At 70.8% G+C, this 16,879-nt stretch carries 16 protein-coding genes; 12 read left to right on the top strand and 4 right to left on the bottom strand.

Annotated elements, in window-relative coordinates; translation table 11 throughout:
- The first annotated feature begins 49 nt into the window (after positions 1 to 49).
- Positions 50 to 1,624, top strand: coding sequence for an ABC transporter substrate-binding protein (locus ACZ407_RS10885; protein WP_468127360.1), 1,575 nt, complete (start codon positions 50 to 52; stop codon positions 1,622 to 1,624).
- 125 nt (positions 1,625 to 1,749) lie between these two features.
- On the opposite strand, the gene ACZ407_RS10880 is transcribed toward ACZ407_RS10885, so the two are convergent.
- Positions 1,750 to 2,421, bottom strand: coding sequence for a response regulator (locus ACZ407_RS10880; RefSeq protein ID WP_468127358.1), 672 nt, complete (start codon positions 2,419 to 2,421; stop codon positions 1,750 to 1,752).
- 62 nt (positions 2,422 to 2,483) lie between these two features.
- Positions 2,484 to 3,356, bottom strand: a complete 873-nt coding sequence (locus tag ACZ407_RS10875) for a RecB family exonuclease (protein WP_468127357.1) — start codon at positions 3,354 to 3,356, stop codon at positions 2,484 to 2,486.
- Between ACZ407_RS10875 and ACZ407_RS10870 the strand changes: the two genes are divergently transcribed.
- From ACZ407_RS10870 to ACZ407_RS10860, 3 genes are all read left to right on the top strand, one after another.
- Entirely contained in the window at positions 3,355 to 4,740 is a 1,386-nt protein-coding gene (locus ACZ407_RS10870) for a site-2 protease family protein (RefSeq protein ID WP_468127355.1), read from the top strand. The genes ACZ407_RS10875 and ACZ407_RS10870 overlap by 2 nt on opposite strands.
- 19 nt (positions 4,741 to 4,759) lie before the next feature.
- On the top strand, positions 4,760 to 5,662 hold the full coding sequence (locus tag ACZ407_RS10865) for a tRNA (adenine-N1)-methyltransferase (RefSeq protein WP_468127354.1): 903 nt from the start codon (positions 4,760 to 4,762) through the stop codon (positions 5,660 to 5,662).
- A 221-nt stretch (positions 5,663 to 5,883) separates the two neighbouring features.
- Positions 5,884 to 6,453 carry a hypothetical protein gene (locus tag ACZ407_RS10860; protein WP_468127352.1) on the top strand — a complete coding sequence of 190 codons (570 nt, stop codon included), beginning with the start codon at positions 5,884 to 5,886 and terminating at the stop codon, positions 6,451 to 6,453.
- A gap of 4 nt (positions 6,454 to 6,457) precedes the next feature.
- Here ACZ407_RS10860 and ACZ407_RS10855 read toward each other — a convergent pair whose 3' ends face one another.
- The gene (locus ACZ407_RS10855; RefSeq protein ID WP_468127350.1) at positions 6,458 to 6,778 is read right to left on the bottom strand and encodes a ferredoxin; all 321 of its coding nucleotides are present in this window, start codon (positions 6,776 to 6,778) and stop codon (positions 6,458 to 6,460) included.
- Between the two features lie 253 nt (positions 6,779 to 7,031).
- Between ACZ407_RS10855 and arc the strand changes: the two genes are divergently transcribed.
- The 6 genes from arc to prcA all read left to right on the top strand — a co-directional run bounded on the left by arc (position 7,032) and on the right by prcA (position 12,787).
- A complete protein-coding gene (arc, locus tag ACZ407_RS10850; protein WP_468127349.1) occupies positions 7,032 to 8,798 on the top strand; it encodes a proteasome ATPase in 1,767 nt (588 codons plus the stop codon).
- A 238-nt stretch (positions 8,799 to 9,036) separates the two neighbouring features.
- Positions 9,037 to 10,548, top strand: coding sequence for a depupylase/deamidase Dop (gene dop, locus ACZ407_RS10845; RefSeq protein WP_468127348.1), 1,512 nt, complete (start codon positions 9,037 to 9,039; stop codon positions 10,546 to 10,548).
- A gap of 181 nt (positions 10,549 to 10,729) precedes the next feature.
- Positions 10,730 to 10,942: a ubiquitin-like protein Pup gene (locus ACZ407_RS10840; protein WP_328971189.1), complete on the top strand. Its 213-nt coding sequence runs from the start codon at positions 10,730 to 10,732 to the stop codon at positions 10,940 to 10,942.
- Entirely contained in the window at positions 10,878 to 11,198 is a 321-nt protein-coding gene (locus ACZ407_RS10835) for an endonuclease domain-containing protein (RefSeq protein ID WP_468127346.1), read from the top strand. Before ACZ407_RS10840 ends, ACZ407_RS10835 begins: the two co-directional genes overlap by 65 nt.
- Positions 11,150 to 11,989, top strand: coding sequence for a proteasome subunit beta (gene prcB / locus ACZ407_RS10830; protein WP_468127344.1), 840 nt, complete (start codon positions 11,150 to 11,152; stop codon positions 11,987 to 11,989). Before ACZ407_RS10835 ends, prcB begins: the two co-directional genes overlap by 49 nt.
- A gap of 36 nt (positions 11,990 to 12,025) precedes the next feature.
- Positions 12,026 to 12,787: a proteasome subunit alpha gene (prcA, locus tag ACZ407_RS10825; protein WP_468127342.1), complete on the top strand. Its 762-nt coding sequence runs from the start codon at positions 12,026 to 12,028 to the stop codon at positions 12,785 to 12,787.
- A 129-nt stretch (positions 12,788 to 12,916) separates the two neighbouring features.
- On the opposite strand, the gene ACZ407_RS10820 is transcribed toward prcA, so the two are convergent.
- Complete coding sequence (locus ACZ407_RS10820; protein ID WP_468127339.1) at positions 12,917 to 13,921, bottom strand: LacI family DNA-binding transcriptional regulator; 1,005 nt, start codon at positions 13,919 to 13,921, stop codon at positions 12,917 to 12,919.
- Positions 13,922 to 14,056: 135 nt separating this feature from the next.
- On the opposite strand from ACZ407_RS10820, the gene ACZ407_RS10815 reads away from it, so the two are divergent.
- Positions 14,057 to 15,328, top strand: coding sequence for an MFS transporter (locus ACZ407_RS10815; RefSeq protein ID WP_468127338.1), 1,272 nt, complete (start codon positions 14,057 to 14,059; stop codon positions 15,326 to 15,328).
- An 81-nt stretch (positions 15,329 to 15,409) separates the two neighbouring features.
- Positions 15,410 to 16,771, top strand: a complete 1,362-nt coding sequence (gene pafA / locus ACZ407_RS10810; RefSeq protein ID WP_468127336.1) for a Pup--protein ligase — start codon at positions 15,410 to 15,412, stop codon at positions 16,769 to 16,771.
- Positions 16,772 to 16,879 lie beyond the last annotated feature (108 nt).

The raw sequence follows: 16,879 nt of genomic DNA, 5'->3' as shown, positions 1-16,879 counted from the left end.
ATGGCGCGGGCCGGCGGACACAACAGTCAAGACAGTGAGGCACGTTCGCGTGAACAGACGTAACCAGTGGTTGGCGGCCCCGCTCGGCGCGGTGACCGCGGCAGCCCTGCTCAGCGGTTGCGGTTCGGAGGAGTCGGCTTCCTCGGGCACCGGCGGTTCGGTGGTCATGGGGATGTCCGACAAGGTGGCGGCGACGGACCCGGCCTCGGGTTACGACGCCGGCTCCTGGCTCCTGTTCAACAACGTCTTCCAGACCCTGCTGAGCTTCCCCAAGGGCAGCACGTCCCCCGAGCCCGACGCCGCGCAGCAGTGCGCCTTCGAGGACAGCAGCAGCAAGGTGTACCGCTGCACCCTCAAGTCCGGGCTGAAGTTCAGCAACGGCAACCCGCTGACCTCGAAGGACGTCAAGTTCTCCTTCGAGCGCACGCTGAAGATCAACGACGAGAACGGCCCCGCGGTCCTGCTCTCCTCCATCGAGGGCATCGAGACCCCGGACGACAAGAACGTCGTCTTCCGCCTGAAGACCCCGGACGCGACCTTCCCCAGCAAGATCGCGGCCGGTGCCGGCTCCATCGTCGACCACCGGGAGTACCCGGCCGACAAGCTGCGCACCGACGGCAAGGCCGTGGGCTCCGGCGTCTACACCCTCGACTCGTTCGACGACGAGAGCGCCAAGTTCTCCGTCAACGGCTCGTACACGGGCTCGGCCAAGGCGAAGAACTCCGGCATGACCATGAAGTTCTTCCACAACGACCAGGCGGCGCTGAAGCGCGCGCTGGAGAAGGGCGACATCGACTTCGCCTTCCGCGGCCTGGCCTCGGCGGACATCGCCGGCCTGGGCACCGGCGGCGAGTCGATCGACGTGGTCCAGGGCACCGGGGCCGAGGTCAAGTACCTCGTCTTCAACACGGCCGACCCCGTCGCCGGCAAGGCCTCGGTCCGCAAGGCCATCGCCTACCTGGTCGACCGCGAGGCCCTGGTCCGCGACGTCTACAACGGCACCGCCACCCCGCTGTACTCGATCATCCCGTCCGGGATCAACGGCCACACCACGCCGTTCTTCGACCGGTACGGCGGCACCCCGCAGCCCGACAAGGCCAAGGCGGTCCTGCGCAAGGCCGGGATCACCGGCAAGGTCAAGCTCACCCTGTGGTCCACGCCCTCCCGCTTCGGGCCGGCCACGGACCAGGAGCTGGCGGCCATCGCCCGGCAGCTCAACGCGAGCGGCCTGTTCTCGGCCGAGGTGAAGTCCGTCGCCTACGACCAGTACGAGAAGGCCGTCGAGGCCGGTGAGTACGGGGTCTACGTCAAGGGATGGATCCCCGACTACCCGGACCCGGACAGCTTCGCCCAGCCGTTCTTCGGCGAGGGCAACGTGCTGAACAACCGCTACGAGAACGCCACGATCACCGGGAAGATCATCCCGAAGACCGCCAAGATCTCGGACCGGACGCTCACCAACGCCGAGTACACCCAGCTCCAGAACATCGTCGCGGACGACGTGCCGGTCCTGCCCCTGTGGCAGAGCAAGCAGTACGCCGTGGCCCGCGAGAACGTCACCGGACTCCAGTGGTCCCTGGACGCCTCGACGGTCTTCCGCTTCTGGGAGATCAGCAAGGGCTGAGCCCGGCCCGCCCCGGACGAACCGCCGCCCCGGCGCCACCAGGCGCCGGGGCGGACGCGTATCCGGCGCCGGGGCGGACGCGCCGCCGGAACACCGCCCGCGCCGCCCTGCCGCCCGCCCGGGTCCTACTGCGCGCCGGGGCGCACCAGCCCGCTCTCGTACGCGTACACGGCCGCCTGCACCCGGTCGCGCAGGCCCAGCTTGGTCAGCACGTGGCCCACGTGGGTCTTCACCGTGGTCTCGCTCACGAACAGGTCCGCGGCGATCTCCGCGTTCGACAGCCCGCGCGCCACCAGCTTCAGCACGTCCACCTCCCGCTCGGTCAGCGAGCCCAGGGTGTCCGGCACCGCCTGCTCACCCGAGGGCAGATGGCCCGCGTACTTGTCCAGCAGCCGCCGGGTGATGCTCGGCGCGAGCATCGCCTCGCCGCCCGCCACCACCCGGATCGCCTGCACCAGCTCGTTCGCAGGGGCGTCCTTGAGCAGGAAGCCGCTCGCACCCGCGCGCAGCGCCTCCACCACGTACTCGTCGAGGTCGAAGGTGGTCAGCACCAGCACCTTCGCCGGGCCGTTGCGGTCCGGGCCGGTGATCTGCCGGGTGGCCTCCACCCCGTCCATCCGCGGCATCCGGATGTCCATCAGCACCACGTCCGGCTGCAGGGCGCGCACCTGGTCCAGGGCCTGCAGGCCGTCCCCGGCCTCGCCGACCACCACGAGGTCCTGCTCGGCCTCCAGGATCATCCGGAAACCGGTGCGCAGCAGCGGCTGGTCGTCGACCAGCAGGACACGGACAGCCACGGATAACCTCACATCGTCGGGCGGATCGCGCAGTCCCGGCCCATTCTGCCCTGACCGGCGGATCAGCCTTCGGCCGGGCGCTCCCCCGCGCCCCGGCGCACGATCTCCAGAGGGTAGACCGGGGGAGTGCCCCCGAATTCGGGACACACCGACTGATGATCACACCAGCCGCAGAGCTTGGTCGGCCGCGGCCGCCACTCGCCCGTCTCCGTCGCCTCCCGGATCGCCTCCCACAGGGCCAGCAGCTTGCGCTCCACCCGCTCCAGGTCCGCCGGCACCGGGTCGTACGTCAGCACCTCGCCGCTGCCCAGGTACACCAGCTGGAGCCGGCGCGGCAGCACGCCCTTCAGCCGCAGCACGACCAGGGCGTAGAACTTCATCTGGAACAGCGCCCCCTCCGCGTACTCCGGCCGCGGCGCCTTCCCCGTCTTGTAGTCGACGATCCGCACCTCGCCCGTCGGCGCCACGTCCACCCGGTCGATGATCCCGCGCAGCCGCAGCCCCGACTCCAGCTCGGTCTCCACGAAGAACTCGCGCTCCACCGGCTCCAGCCGGGTCGGGTCCTCCAGCGTGAACCAGCGCTCCACCAGCGCCTCGGCCTCCGACAGCCAGCGGGCCAGCCCCGCCCCGTCCGGATCCTCCGCGAACAGCCCGGCCAGCTCCGGCTTGGCCTCCAGCAGCCGGTCCCACTGCCCCGGGATCAGCGCCTTCGCCCGCGGCGCGGTCCGCTCCGCCGCCGGATGGTCGAAGAGCCGCTCCAGGACCGCGTGCACCAGCGTGCCCCGGGTCGCCGCCGCGCTCGGCTTCTCCGGCAGCCGGTCGATCACCCGGAACCGGTACAGCAGCGGGCACTGCATGAAGTCACTCGCCCGCGACGGGGACAGCGAAGAGGGAGCCGCGGCACCGCCGCCGCCCGGACCGGGGATCGTCGTCATGACGAAGACCCTACGGCCCGCCGCCGACAGCCCGCGCATACCATCGACGGCGGGGCACCTCGCGCTGCATGATCGAAGCATCACCCCGCGCAGCGGAACGGCAGCCTCGGACCGCACCGAAACGGCACGGACCCCCACGAACCGACCAGCCGACCGAAGGACAGCAGTGGCCGACACCGACACCCCGGAAGGCCCCGCGGACCCCCAGCGCAACGGACGCCCCCGCCGCGATCCCGGCGGCGGCCTCCTCATGGGCCGCCCCTTCGGCGTGCCCGTCTACGTCTCGCCCAGCTGGTTCCTCGTGGCCGCCCTCATCACCTGGGCCTTCGGCGACCGCCTGGAATCCGTCCTCCCCGGGCTCGGCGCCGCCCGCTACCTCGTGGCCCTCTTCTTCGCCGTGGCCTTCTACGCCTCGGTCCTCGTCCACGAGCTCGCGCACACCGTCGCCGCGCTCCGCTACAAGCTCCCCGTACGCCGGATCCGCCTCCAGTTCTTCGGCGGGGTCTCCGAGATCGAGAAGGAGTCCGAGACCCCCGGCCGCGAATTCGTCCTCGCCTTCGTCGGCCCGCTGCTCTCCCTCGTCCTCGCCGGGCTCTTCTACGCCGGCATGCAGGCCACCCGGCCCGGCAGCATCCCCGGTGTCCTGCTGGCAGGACTGATGATCTCCAACCTGATCGTCGCCGCGTTCAACCTGCTGCCCGGCCTCCCCCTCGACGGCGGCCGCATGCTGCGCGCCGTGGTCTGGGGCATCACCGGCAAGCCCATGACCGGGACCGTCGCCGCCGCCTGGACCGGCCGGGCCCTGGCCATCGCCGTCCTCGTCGGCCTGCCCTGGCTCACCCGCAGCGAACTGCTCGGCAACCGCGCCGAGGACATCGGCGGCATGGACACCGTCACCGACGCCCTGCTCGCCGCCATCCTCGCCGCCATCATCTGGACCGGCGCCGGCAGCAGCCTGCGCATGGCCCGCCTGCGCGAGCACCTGCCGCGCCTGCGCGCCCGCACCCTCACGCGCCGGGCCATCCCCGTGGAAGCCGGCACTCCCCTCTCCGAGGCCCTGCGCCGCGCCAACGAGGCCGGCGCCCGCGCCCTCGTCGTGGTGGACGCCGAGGGCGAGCCCACCGCCCTCGTCCGCGAAGCCGCCCTGGCCTCCGTCCCCCCGCACCGCCGCCCGTGGGTGGACGTCGGCACCGTCGCCCAGGACCTCACCGAGGGGATGAAGGTTTCGGCAGAGCTCGCCGGCGAAGACCTCCTCGAAACCCTCCGCGCCACCCCCGCCACCGAATACCTCGTCGTCGAGCCCACCGGCGAGATCTACGGGGTCCTGTCCACCCAGGACGTCGAGACCGCCTTCGTGCAGGCCATGGCGCGGCCCCACTCCTGACACCCAATACACTGGTCACATGTCCGAACCGACCGGTGCCGCCCGCCGACGCGGGCCCTTCAAGGTCGGGGACCAGGTCCAGCTCACCGACCCCAAGGGACGCCACTACACGTTCACGCTCGAAGCCGGGAAGAATTTCCACACCCACAAGGGTTCCTTCCCGCACGACGAGCTGATCGGCGCTCCCGAGGGCAGTGTTGTCCGTACCACGGGGAACGTCGCGTACCTCGCGCTGCGCCCCCTGCTCCCCGACTACGTCCTGTCCATGCCCCGCGGCGCCGCCGTGGTCTACCCCAAGGACGCGGGCCAGATCCTGGCCTTCGCCGACATCTTCCCCGGCGCGCGCGTCGTCGAAGCGGGTGTGGGCTCCGGCTCGCTCAGCAGCTTCCTCCTGCGCGCCATCGGCGACCACGGGATGCTCCACAGCTACGAGCGCCGCGCGGACTTCGCCGAGATCGCCAAGGACAACGTCGAGCGCTACTTCGGCGGCCCGCACCCCGCGTGGCAGCTGACCGTCGGCGACCTCCAGGACAACCTGTCCGACACCGACGTGGACCGCGTCATCCTCGACATGCTGGCCCCCTGGGAGTGCCTGGAGGCCGTCTCCAAGGCCCTCGTGCCCGGCGGCATCCTCTGCTGCTACGTGGCCACCACCACCCAGCTGTCGAAGACCGTCGAGTCCATCCGCGAGATCGGCTGCTTCGCCGAGCCGCAGCCGTGGGAGTCGATGATCCGCAACTGGCACGTGGAGGGCCTCGCCGTCCGCCCCGACCACCGGATGATCGGCCACACCGGCTTCCTCGTCACCGCCCGGCGCCTCGCCGACGGCGTCGAGCCCCCGCTGCGCCGCCGCCGCCCCGCCAAGGGCGCCTACGGCGAGGACTACGAGGGCCCCGGCTCGGGCTCCGGCCGGCGCGACTGAGCGCACCGCCCCGCAGCACCCAACACCAAGGCGCCGTGGCGCAGTTCCCCCGACCATCCGGGAACTGCGCCACGGCGCCCTTTCGTTGCCCCACCGGGGCCCCGCACCCTCTGCCGCCCGGCCGCACGGACCCGACCGTTCCGCCGCGGTGTGAGGTGTGGCACGATGCTGGCCTCCCCCTCCGGAACACCCGTCGGCCGCGCCCCCAGGAGCCACCCCGCGTGCACACCCCCGTCGTCCCGGAACCGGCCCACACCCGCAGCCGGCCGGTCCACTGGCTCGCCACCGCCGCCGCCCTGGCCGCCGTCGTCGCCTCCGCCGGCCTCCTCCAGCCCGGCCGGGCCGCAGGCCTCCACGAGGCCGCCGCGGCCCTCCCGGCCCCCGAGGCGCCCGTCCCCGACGCCGGAGCCGCCGCGTACCCGCTCGACTGCCGCGGGGCCGGGACCGAGGTGACCGCGCGGGCCGCCGGCGACCTCGACGGGGACGGCCGCCCCGAAACCGTGGCCGCCGTCCGCTGCGCCGCGGGCCTGGGCACCCCGCCCAACGGCATCTACGTCCTCGTCGGCGGCGGGCCGGGGGGCCGCCCGCGGGTGGTCGCCACCCTCCTCGACCCCAAGGACCGCCGGAACGCCACCGCGCTCGCCGTCCGCAAGGGCACCGTCACGGCCACCCTGCTCGGCTACTCCACGCCCGAGGTGCCCAGCTGCTGCCCCGACACCCGCATCCATGCCAAGTGGCACTGGAGCGGCGGCAAGTTCCGGCAGGAGACCACCGAAGCGAAGCGTGTGTGATCCGTCACTCCGCGTCCGGGCCGTAGACCTCGACCCCGTCCGAAACCCGCCGTACGTGGATGCAGTCGCCCGGGCACTCCCGGGCCGAGTCCACCACGTCCTGGAACAGCGGCAGCGGAACCGGAGCGGTCGCCCCCGCCTCCTGCAGCAGCTCGTCCTCGGCGCTCTTCACGTACGCCAGGCCGTCGATGTCGAGCTCGAAGACCTCCGGCGCGTACTGCACGCAGATCCCGTCCCCGGTGCAGAGGTCCTGGTCGATCCAGACCTCCAGACCCTCCCGGTCCGCGTCCGCCACGCCCCCCGGGGCCTCCTGCTGCACGGTCATGTCTCCTGCCGTTCCCTGCGCACTGTGATCCAACGTGACGCAAGTCGCGCCGCCCCTGACGGGTGTTGAACGCTTCGACCTTACAACCGGCTGCTTTCCGATGTTGATGGGTGGGTATTTCCCTGGCGTGAGGGAGTACGCAAGGGTGAAGATCGGACACACCCCTACCGTCTTTGTGATCTAGGGGTTTCAATCACCACCAGCCCAGGTAGGGTCAGGAAGCGTCCAGCTCCCCTTGGAGGAGGTGAGGACCGTGGCAGCCCACGACGACGACATCAACCGCGGCATCCGGCCGGGGCGGGGGTCTGAGGACCCCGCTGGCCAGGTTGCCTATCTTGAGCAGGAAATCGCCGTCCTGCGCCGCAAGCTCGCCGACTCTCCGCGTCACACGAGGATTCTCGAAGAGCGGATCGTCGAGCTGCAGACCAATCTGGCGGGTGTGTCCGCTCAGAATGAGCGGCTCGCCAATACGCTCCGTGAGGCCCGAGACCAGATCGTGGCCCTCAAAGAAGAAGTGGACCGGCTCGCTCAGCCGCCGGCCGGTTTCGGCGTCTTCCTTCAGGCAAATGAAGACGGCACCGTCGACATCTTCACCGGAGGCCGAAAGCTCCGTGTGAACGTCAGCCCCAGCGTCGACCCTGAGGACCTCAGGCGCGGCCAGGAAGTCATGCTCAACGAAGCGCTCAACGTGGTCGAGGCCATGGAATTCGAGCGCGCCGGGGACATCGTCACCCTCAAGGAGATCCTGGAGGACGGCGAGCGCGCCCTGGTGGTCGGGCACACCGACGAGGAGCGGGTGGTGCGGCTCGCCGAGCCGCTGCTGGACATCACCATCCGCCCCGGCGACGCCCTCCTGCTGGAGCCCCGCTCCGGCTACGTGTACGAGGTGGTCCCGAAGAGCGAGGTCGAGGAGCTCGTCCTCGAAGAGGTTCCGGACATCGACTACGACAAGATCGGCGGCCTGGGCGACCAGATCGAGCTGATCCGCGACGCCGTCGAGCTCCCCTACCTCTACCCCGACCTCTTCAAGGAGCACGAACTGCGGCCGCCGAAGGGCATCCTGCTCTACGGCCCGCCCGGATGCGGCAAGACGCTCATCGCGAAGGCCGTCGCCAACTCCCTTGCCAAGAAGGTCGCAGAGGTGACCGGAAAGGCAGCCGGGAAGTCGTACTTCCTGAACATCAAGGGACCCGAGCTCCTCAACAAGTACGTCGGCGAGACCGAGCGGCACATCCGCCTGGTCTTCCAGCGCGCCCGTGAGAAGGCGAGCGAGGGCACCCCCGTCATCGTCTTCTTCGACGAGATGGAGTCCCTCTTCCGCACCCGCGGATCCGGCGTCAGCTCGGACGTGGAGAACACCATCGTCCCGCAGCTCCTCGCCGAGATCGACGGTGTGGAAGGCCTGGAGAACGTCATCGTCATCGGCGCCTCCAACCGCGAGGACATGATCGACCCGGCCATCCTGCGCCCCGGCCGGCTCGACGTGAAGATCAAGATCGAGCGTCCGGACGCCGAAGCGGCCAAGGACATCTTCGCGAAGTACCTCAAGGCCTCGCTCCCGCTCCACGCCGACGACCTCGCCGAGCACCAGGGGTCCTCCGAGGTCGCGGTCGCGAGCATGATCCAGACGGTCGTCGAGCAGATGTACGCGGAGAGCGAGGAGAACCGCTTCCTCGAGGTCACGTACGCCAACGGCGACAAGGAAGTCCTGTACTTCAAGGACTTCAACTCCGGCGCCATGATCCAGAACATCGTGGACCGGGCCAAGAAGATGGCCATCAAGGCCTTCCTCGACCAGAACCAGAAGGGCCTCCGGGTCTCCCACCTCCTCCAGGCGTGCGTGGACGAGTTCAAGGAGAACGAGGACCTGCCCAACACCACCAACCCGGACGACTGGGCCAGGATCTCCGGAAAGAAGGGCGAGCGGATCGTGTTCATCCGCACCCTCGTCACCGGGAAGCAGGGCGCGGACACCGGACGCTCCATCGACACGGTGGCCAACACCGGTCAGTACCTCTGAGAGACACGGGCGGCTGCGGGAGCCCTCCGGGGGCACCCGCAGCCGACTGCTTTTCAGCCGGGCGCCGCAGCCACGGCAATGACCGAAATGATCTCCCCAGCAGAGCGGAGCCGCTCTAGGCTCTTCCGTACCGCCGCATCCGCAGTGCGGGGACGGGCACCGCACACGCACCGGAGCACCAGCGGTACTTGAGCGCCGCTCCCGGAGGGGAGCGCCGCCGGGCAAGGAGGGCCGCCGCATGACCGTACGGCGAGTAATGGGGATCGAGACGGAGTACGGGATCTCCGTCCCCGGTCACCCGAACGCCAATGCCATGCTCACCTCGTCCCAGATCGTCAACGCCTACGCGGCGGCGATGCACCGGGCGCGCCGCGCCCGCTGGGACTTCGAGGAGGAGAACCCGCTGCGGGACGCCCGCGGCTTCGACCTCGCCCGCGAGGCGGCCGACAGCAGCCAGCTGACGGACGAGGACATCGGCCTCGCCAACGTGATCCTCACCAACGGGGCGCGGCTCTACGTGGACCACGCGCACCCCGAGTACAGCTCGCCGGAGATCACCAACCCGCGGGACGCCGTCCTCTGGGACAAGGCCGGCGAGCGGATCATGGCCGAGGCCGCCGAGCGGGCGGCGCAGCTGCCCGGCGCCCAGCCGATCCACCTGTACAAGAACAACACCGACAACAAGGGCGCCTCGTACGGCACGCACGAGAACTACCTGATGAAGCGGGAGACCCCCTTCTCGGACATCGTGCGCCACCTCACGCCGTTCTTCGTCAGCCGGCAGGTGGTCACCGGCGCCGGCCGCGTCGGCATCGGGCAGGACGGGCGCGAGCACGGCTTCCAGATCAGCCAGCGCGCGGACTACTTCGAGGTCGAGGTCGGGCTGGAGACCACCCTCAAGCGCCCCATCATCAACACCCGGGACGAGCCGCACGCCGACGCCGAGAAGTACCGCAGGCTGCACGTGATCATCGGGGACGCGAACCTCTCCGAGATCTCGACCTACCTGAAGCTGGGCACCACCGCCCTGGTCCTCTCGATGATCGAGGACGGCTTCATCACGGTGGACCTGGCCGTGGACCAGCCGGTGCGCACCCTGCACCAGGTCTCCCACGACCCCGACCTGCGGCACCTGATCCAGCTGCGCAGCGGGCGCACCCTGACCGCCGTACAGCTCCAGATGGAGTACTTCGAGCTGGCCCGCAAGTACGTGGAGGAGCGCTTCGGCTCCGACGTGGACGAGCAGACCCGGGACGTGCTCACGCGCTGGGAGGACGTGCTCGGCCGGCTGGAGAGCGACCCGATGAGCCTGTCCGGGGAGCTGGACTGGATCGCCAAGCGGGAGCTGCTGGAGGGCTACCGGCGCCGGGACGGGCTGGACTGGGACGCGGCCCGGCTGCACCTGGTGGACCTCCAGTACTCCGACGTACGGCCCGAGAAGGGCCTGTACAACCGTCTCGTGGCCCGCGGCAAGATGAAGCGGCTGCTGGACGAGCCGGCGGTGGAACGGGCCGAGAGCAAGCCCCCCGAGGACACCAGGGCCTATTTCCGCGGGCGCTGCCTGGAGCAGTACGCGGACGACGTGGCCGCGGCCTCCTGGGACTCGGTGATCTTCGACCTGCCCGGCCGGGACTCGCTCCAGCGGGTGCCCACCCTGGAGCCGCTGCGCGGCACGCGCAACCACGTCAAGGAGCTGCTGGACCGCTGCCGCACGGCCGAGGACCTGGTCCGGGTCCTTTCGGGCGGCTGACGGCGGCTGAAAGCCCCCGCGCCTGGGAATCATGGACATGAGGCGCGAAGAACCCGGGTGTTCCTGAAATGACCGGCCCGAAACCGGGGCACTGAATGTAGGGTCTGATCAGGGTCTGATCTTGAGATTCCGTCCCCGGAATCTCTCCACGAGCGTGCGAACCGAGCGGGGTGAGGGAGACATGGCGACCAAGGACACCGGCGGCGGACAGCAGAAGGCCACGCACTCGACCGAAGAGGTCGAGGAGCAGGCCGCGGAGGCACAGTCCGACCTCAAGGAGCGACAGGAGAAGCTCTCCGACGACGTCGACTCCGTCCTCGACGAAATCGATGATGTGCTCGAAGAGAACGCCGAGGACTTCGTGCGGTCCTTCGTTCAAAAGGGTGGCCAGTAGGCTGCCTGAACCTTCGGATCGAAGGTGGGGGCGGCCGGTGGGCTGCGAGGCAGGCCGCTGGACCGCCCCCTTCGCGCAGGTGGACCACTGCCCGAGGGAGGGTAGTGTCCCTGGCGCAATGTGCTTCAACTGCAATTCGTGCATCGGCAAGTTGGGAGACGCTCCCGACACCGTTCGTCGGGCCATCTCATTTCTGGAGGGACACGCGTGGAAGCCAACACTCGTAGCACCGGGCGTCTACCTGCGGCCTTCCTGACGCCGGGGTCTTCGTCCTTCATGGACTTCCTCGGGAGTCACTCGCCGGAGCTGCTGCCGGGGAACCGGAAGCTGCCGGAGGGGATCGTCGAGGCGCCGCACGGCACCACCATCGTGGCCGCGACGTTCCCGGGGGGCGTCGTGCTCGCGGGTGACCGGCGGGCCACGATGGGCAACATGATCGCGCAGCGGGACATCGAGAAGGTGTTCCCGGCCGACGAGTACTCCGCGGTGGGCATCGCCGGCACGGCCGGCCTGGCCGTGGAGATGGTGAAGCTGTTCCAGCTGGAGCTGGAGCACTTCGAGAAGGTGGAGGGCGCGACCCTCTCCCTGGAGGGCAAGGCCAACCGCCTGTCCACCATGATCCGCAGCAACCTCGGCATGGCCATGCAGGGCCTGGCCGTCGTCCCGCTCTTCGCGGGCTGGGACGAGGGCAAGGAGAAGGGCCGGATCTTCTCCTACGACGTCACCGGCGGCCGGTCCGAGGAGCACGGCTTCGCGGCCACCGGCTCGGGCTCCATCTTCGCCCGCGGCTCCATGAAGAAGCTGTACCGCCCCGATCTGACGGAGGAGCAGGCCACCACGCTGGTCGTGCAGGCGCTGTACGACGCCGCCGACGACGACTCGGCGACCGGCGGCCCGGACCTGGCCCGCCGGATCTTCCCGATCGTCACCGTCATCACCGACGAGGGCTTCAGGAGGCTCACCGAGGAGGAGTCCTCGGCCCTGGCCCGCTCGGTCACCGAGCACCGCCTGGAGCAGCCCGACGGGCCGCGCGCGGCCCTCCTCTGAGTCCTCGTCACCCGAGAAGAAAGGGACGGACAGCCGGTGTCGACTCCGTTCTATGTCTCCCCCCAGCAGGCGATGGCCGACCGGGCGGAGTACGCCCGCAAGGGCATCGCCCGCGGCCGCAGCCTGGTCGTGCTGCAGTACGCCGACGGCATCGTGTTCGTCGGTGAGAACCCGTCCCGCGCGCTGCACAAGTTCAGCGAGATCTACGACCGGATCGGCTTCGCCGCGGCCGGCAAGTACAACGAGTACGAGAACCTGCGGATCGGCGGTGTGCGCTACGCGGACCTGCGCGGGTACACCTACGACCGCGACGACGTGACGGCCCGCGGTCTGGCGAACGTGTACGCGCAGACCCTCGGCACCATCTTCTCCTCGGCGGCCGAGAAGCCGTACGAGGTGGAGCTCGTGGTCGCGGAGGTCGGCACGACCGCCGCCGGGGACCAGATCTACCGGCTGCCGCACGACGGCTCGATCGTGGACGAGCACGGCTCGGTCGCGGTCGGCGGCAACGCCGAGCAGATCAGCACCTTCCTGGACCAGCGGCACCGCGACGGCATGACCCTGTCGGAGGCGCTGAAGCTGGCGGTGCAGGCCCTGTCCAACCAGACCAACGGCACCGACCGGGAGATCCCCGCGGACCGGCTGGAGGTCGCGGTGCTGGACCGGACCCGGGTGCAGCAGCGGAAGTTCAAGCGGATCCGGGGCCGGCAGCTGGAGCGGCTGCTGGAGCCGGTGGTGGCGGCGGAGGCCCAGGCCGATGCCGTGTCGAACGACGAGGCGCCGGAGGAATCCGAGTAGGTTCCCGGCGCATGTGCCCCGGCCCGCCGCGAGCGGGCCGGGGCACAGCCGTGTCCGGGTGTGTTCGGGGCGCAGCCGTGTCCGGGACCCGGCGGGGCGGGTGCCCGCGGGTGCGGGGCGCGGCCGCGGTCAGCGCGGGGTCGGCGGGGGCGCGGTGGAGCCGCGGACCTTCAGGGTGACCGGGAGGTCGGGGGACTCCCAGGGGCGGCCTTCGAGGACGGTGAGCAGGGCGTGCATGCCCTGTTCGCCGACCCGCTCGGCGGGCAGGGCCACGGTGGTCAGCTCCGGTTCGACGGCCCCGGCGAGGGCCAGGTCGTCGAAGCCGGTGACGGAGAGGTCCTGGGGGATGCGCAGGCCGAGCCGGCGGGCGGCCTTGCAGGCGCCCGCGGCGAGGATGTCGTCGTCGCAGACGATGGCGGTGGGCCGGTCCGCCGGATCGGCGAGGGCCGCTTCGGCGGCGGCGCGGCCGGCGTCCACGTTGAGGGCGGCGCGGGCGGTGCGCAGGCGGGCGCCGGCCCGGCCGAAGGCGGTGGCGAGGGCCTCGGCGCGGACGTCGAAGGTCCAGGTGTCCACGGCGGCGGCGAGGTGGAGCACGTCGCGGTGGCCGAGGTCCACGAGGTGCCCGGCGATCTGGTGCATGCCGTCGGCGAGGGCCACGTTCACGAAGGCTGCCGCCGTCCCGCCGGCCGGGTTGCTGTCGAGCATGACGAGCGGGAGCTCCTCTCCGTGGATGGCGTCGAGGGCGCCGGCGGCCATGGAGGAGGCGATGACCCCGTCGAGGGCGGCCCGGGCGGAGGGGAAGGGGTCGCGGGCGGGGCCGGTGCCGTCGGGGGAGAGGTAGAGGACCACGCCGAAGTCGTGCTCGGCGGCGATCCGCGCGGCGCCGGTGTAGACGCGGGCGAAGAACTCGTTGGTCAGGGCCGGGACCACGAGGAGGGCGGTGCGGGTGTGGCCGAGGCGCAGGTTGCGGGCGGCGAGGTTGGGCCGGTAGCCGAGGGTGCGGGCGGTGTCGCGGACGAGCCCGGCGGTGCGCTCCGAGACGCGTCCGCGCCACTTGTCGCCGAGTACGAGCGAGACGGTCGCCTGGGACACCCCGGCGGCCCGGGCGACGTCGCGGCTGGTGGGCCTGGTCACAGGTGCTCTCCGGGAGTGCAGGTCAGACGACGGGTGCGCAGCGCGGGAGTGGACCCGCCACTTGGGGACATGGTACGTATGACGACGTTGGTTATACGTATTACCCCGGCCGGGTCCGGGCGGAGAGGGGCGGACATGGCCGCGGGATACGCGGAACTGCTCAGGACCCGGCATGCCGCGCGGCTGCTGGCGGGCACGCTGATCGGCCGGCTGCCCAACGGCGTCGCGTCGATCGCCATCGTCCTGTTCGTGCGCGGCGAGGGCGGCAGCTACAGCCTGGCGGGTGCGCTGGCGGCCGCGTACGGCGTGGCGAACGCGGTGGGGCAGCCGCTGCTCGGCCGGGCTGTGGACCTCTACGGTCAGCCGCGGGTGCAGCTCCCGGCGGCGGTCCTGTCGGCCCTGGGCATGACCGGCCTCGCGCTGGCCGGCATCGGCTCGGCGCCGGTGGCGTACGGCTCGGTGGTCGTGGCGGGTCTCTTCACCCCGCCGCTGGAGGGCGGGCTGCGGGCGCTGTGGCCGAGCGTGCTCGGCGGCCGCGAGGAGCGGGTGCACGCGGCGTACGCCCTGGACGCGGTGGCCCAGGAGGTCATGTACACGGTGGGTCCGCTGCTGGTGACCCTGTGCGTGTCCCTGTGGTCCCCGCAGGTCGCCCTGCTGGTCCTGAACGCGGCCGGAGTGCTCGGTGCGCTCTCCGTGGTCGTGTCCGAGCCCTCCCGCACCTGGCGGTCGGCCCCGCGCGAGGCGCACTGGCTGGGCGCCCTGCGCTCGCGGGGCCTGCTGGCCCTGCTCGGCGCGTTCTTCTTCGTGGGGGCGGCGCTGGGCTCGATCGCGGTGGCGGCCATGGCGTACTCGGACGGCAACGGCGGCGAGACGGTCTACGGCTGGCTGATGGCGGCCCTGGGCCTGGGCGCCCTGGTCGGCGGCGTGGCGTACGGGGCGCGGCAGTGGACCGGCCCGGCCGAGAACCGGCTGCGGGTCCTGGTCGCGCTCCTGGGCCTGGGCTACCTGCCGCTGCTGCTCCTGCCGGGTCCGGTGGCGATGACCGGCCTGACCGCGCTGGCCGGCGTGTTCCTGGCCCCCTCGATCGCGTGCGCGTTCATCGTGGTGGACCGGCACGCCCCCCGGGGCACGGTGACGGAGGCCTTCTCCTGGCTGGTGACCTTCTTCGGGGTGGGCGCGGCGATCGGCACGGCGCTGGCGGGCCCGGCCGTGGAGTCCGGCGGCGCGGTGCGCGGCTTCGGCGTGGCGGTGGCCGCGGGCGTGGCCGCCTGGCTGGTGCTGATGGCCACTCAGCGGGTGCTGGCGGCCGGCGGGCGCAGCATCCCCGTGGCGGGCTCCGCGGAGGGCTCCCCGGCGGGCTCGGCGGCGGCTCCGGAGGCCCCGGCGGAGGCCGGTTCGGTGCACTAGCCCGCGCACTCATCGGAAAATGATCGGAACGGCGCTCTCGAACCCGGTTTCAGAACACAGCAGAAGGCGTAATGTTCAGTCATGGACCGCCGCATTTTCGGGCTGGAGAACGAGTACGGCGTCACGTGCACGTTCAGGGGACAGCGCCGACTGTCTCCTGACGAAGTGGCGCGCTACCTCTTCCGCCGAGTCGTGTCATGGGGCCGCAGCAGCAATGTCTTCCTGCGGAACGGCGCCCGTCTGTATCTTGACGTGGGTTCACATCCGGAATACGCAACTCCCGAATGTGACAACGTGACGGAACTGGTCACGCACGACAAAGCAGGCGAGCGCATTCTGGAAGGCCTGCTCGTCGATGCCGAACGCCGTCTGCACGAGGAGGGAATCGCGGGAGACGTCTACCTCTTCAAGAACAACACGGATTCCGCGGGCAACTCGTACGGCTGCCACGAGAACTATCTGGTGGCCCGGCACGGGGAATTCTCGCGGCTCGCGGACATCCTCATCCCGTTCCTCGTCACCCGGCAGCTGATCTGCGGGGCCGGAAAGGTGCTCCAGACCCCGCGCGGCGCCGTCTACTGCGTGAGCCAGCGGGCGGAGCACATCTGGGAGGGCGTCAGCTCCGCGACCACCCGGTCGCGGCCCATCATCAACACCCGCGACGAGCCGCACGCGGACGCGGAGCGCTACCGGCGCCTGCACGTGATCGTCGGCGACTCCAACATGTCCGAGACGACCATGCTGCTGAAGGTCGGGGCCACCGACCTGGTGCTGCGCATGATCGAGGCGGGCACCGTGATGCGCGACCTGACCCTGGAGAACCCGATCCGGGCGATCCGCGAGGTCAGCCACGACATCACGGGGCAGCGCAAGGTGCGCCTGGCCAGCGGCCGGGAGGCCTCGGCGCTGGAGATCCAGCGGGAGTACTACGACAAGGCCGTGGACTTCGCCGAGCGCCGGGGCATCCGCACCGGCACCGTGGCGCAGGTCCTGGAGCTGTGGGGCCGCACCCTCGACGCCGTCGAGCAGGAGGACCTGGACCGGATCGGCACCGAGATCGACTGGGTCATCAAGTACAAGCTCATCGAGCGGTACCGCGCCAAGCACAACATGACCATGTCGAACCCGCGGGTGGCGCAGATAGACCTCGCGTACCACGACATCCACCGCCGGCGGGGCCTGTACTACCTGCTGGAGCGCAAGGGGCAGGCGGCCCGCGTCTGCAACGACCTGAAGATCTTCGAGGGCAAGTCGGTGCCCCCGCAGACCACTCGGGCGCGGCTGCGGGGCGACTTCATCCGGCGGGCGCAGGAGCAGCGCCGGGACTTCACCGTCGACTGGGTGCACCTGAAGCTCAACGACCAGGCGCAGCGCACCGTGCTGTGCAAGGACCCGTTCCGCTCGGTGGACGACCGGGTGGAGAAGCTGATCGCGGGCATGTAGCCCCGGGCCGGGCCGCGGCCCGGGCGCGTGTCGCGCACCACAGGGCCCCGTACGGTTCTCGTACGGGGCCCTCGCTACGCCTTAGAGTGGCGGCGACCGTTGTGCCGT

The organism is Streptomyces sp. NPDC030809 (genome assembly GCF_055572195.1).
Note: the sequence above shows the minus strand (reverse complement) of the source record. Positions and strands in the feature narration are given on the sequence as shown.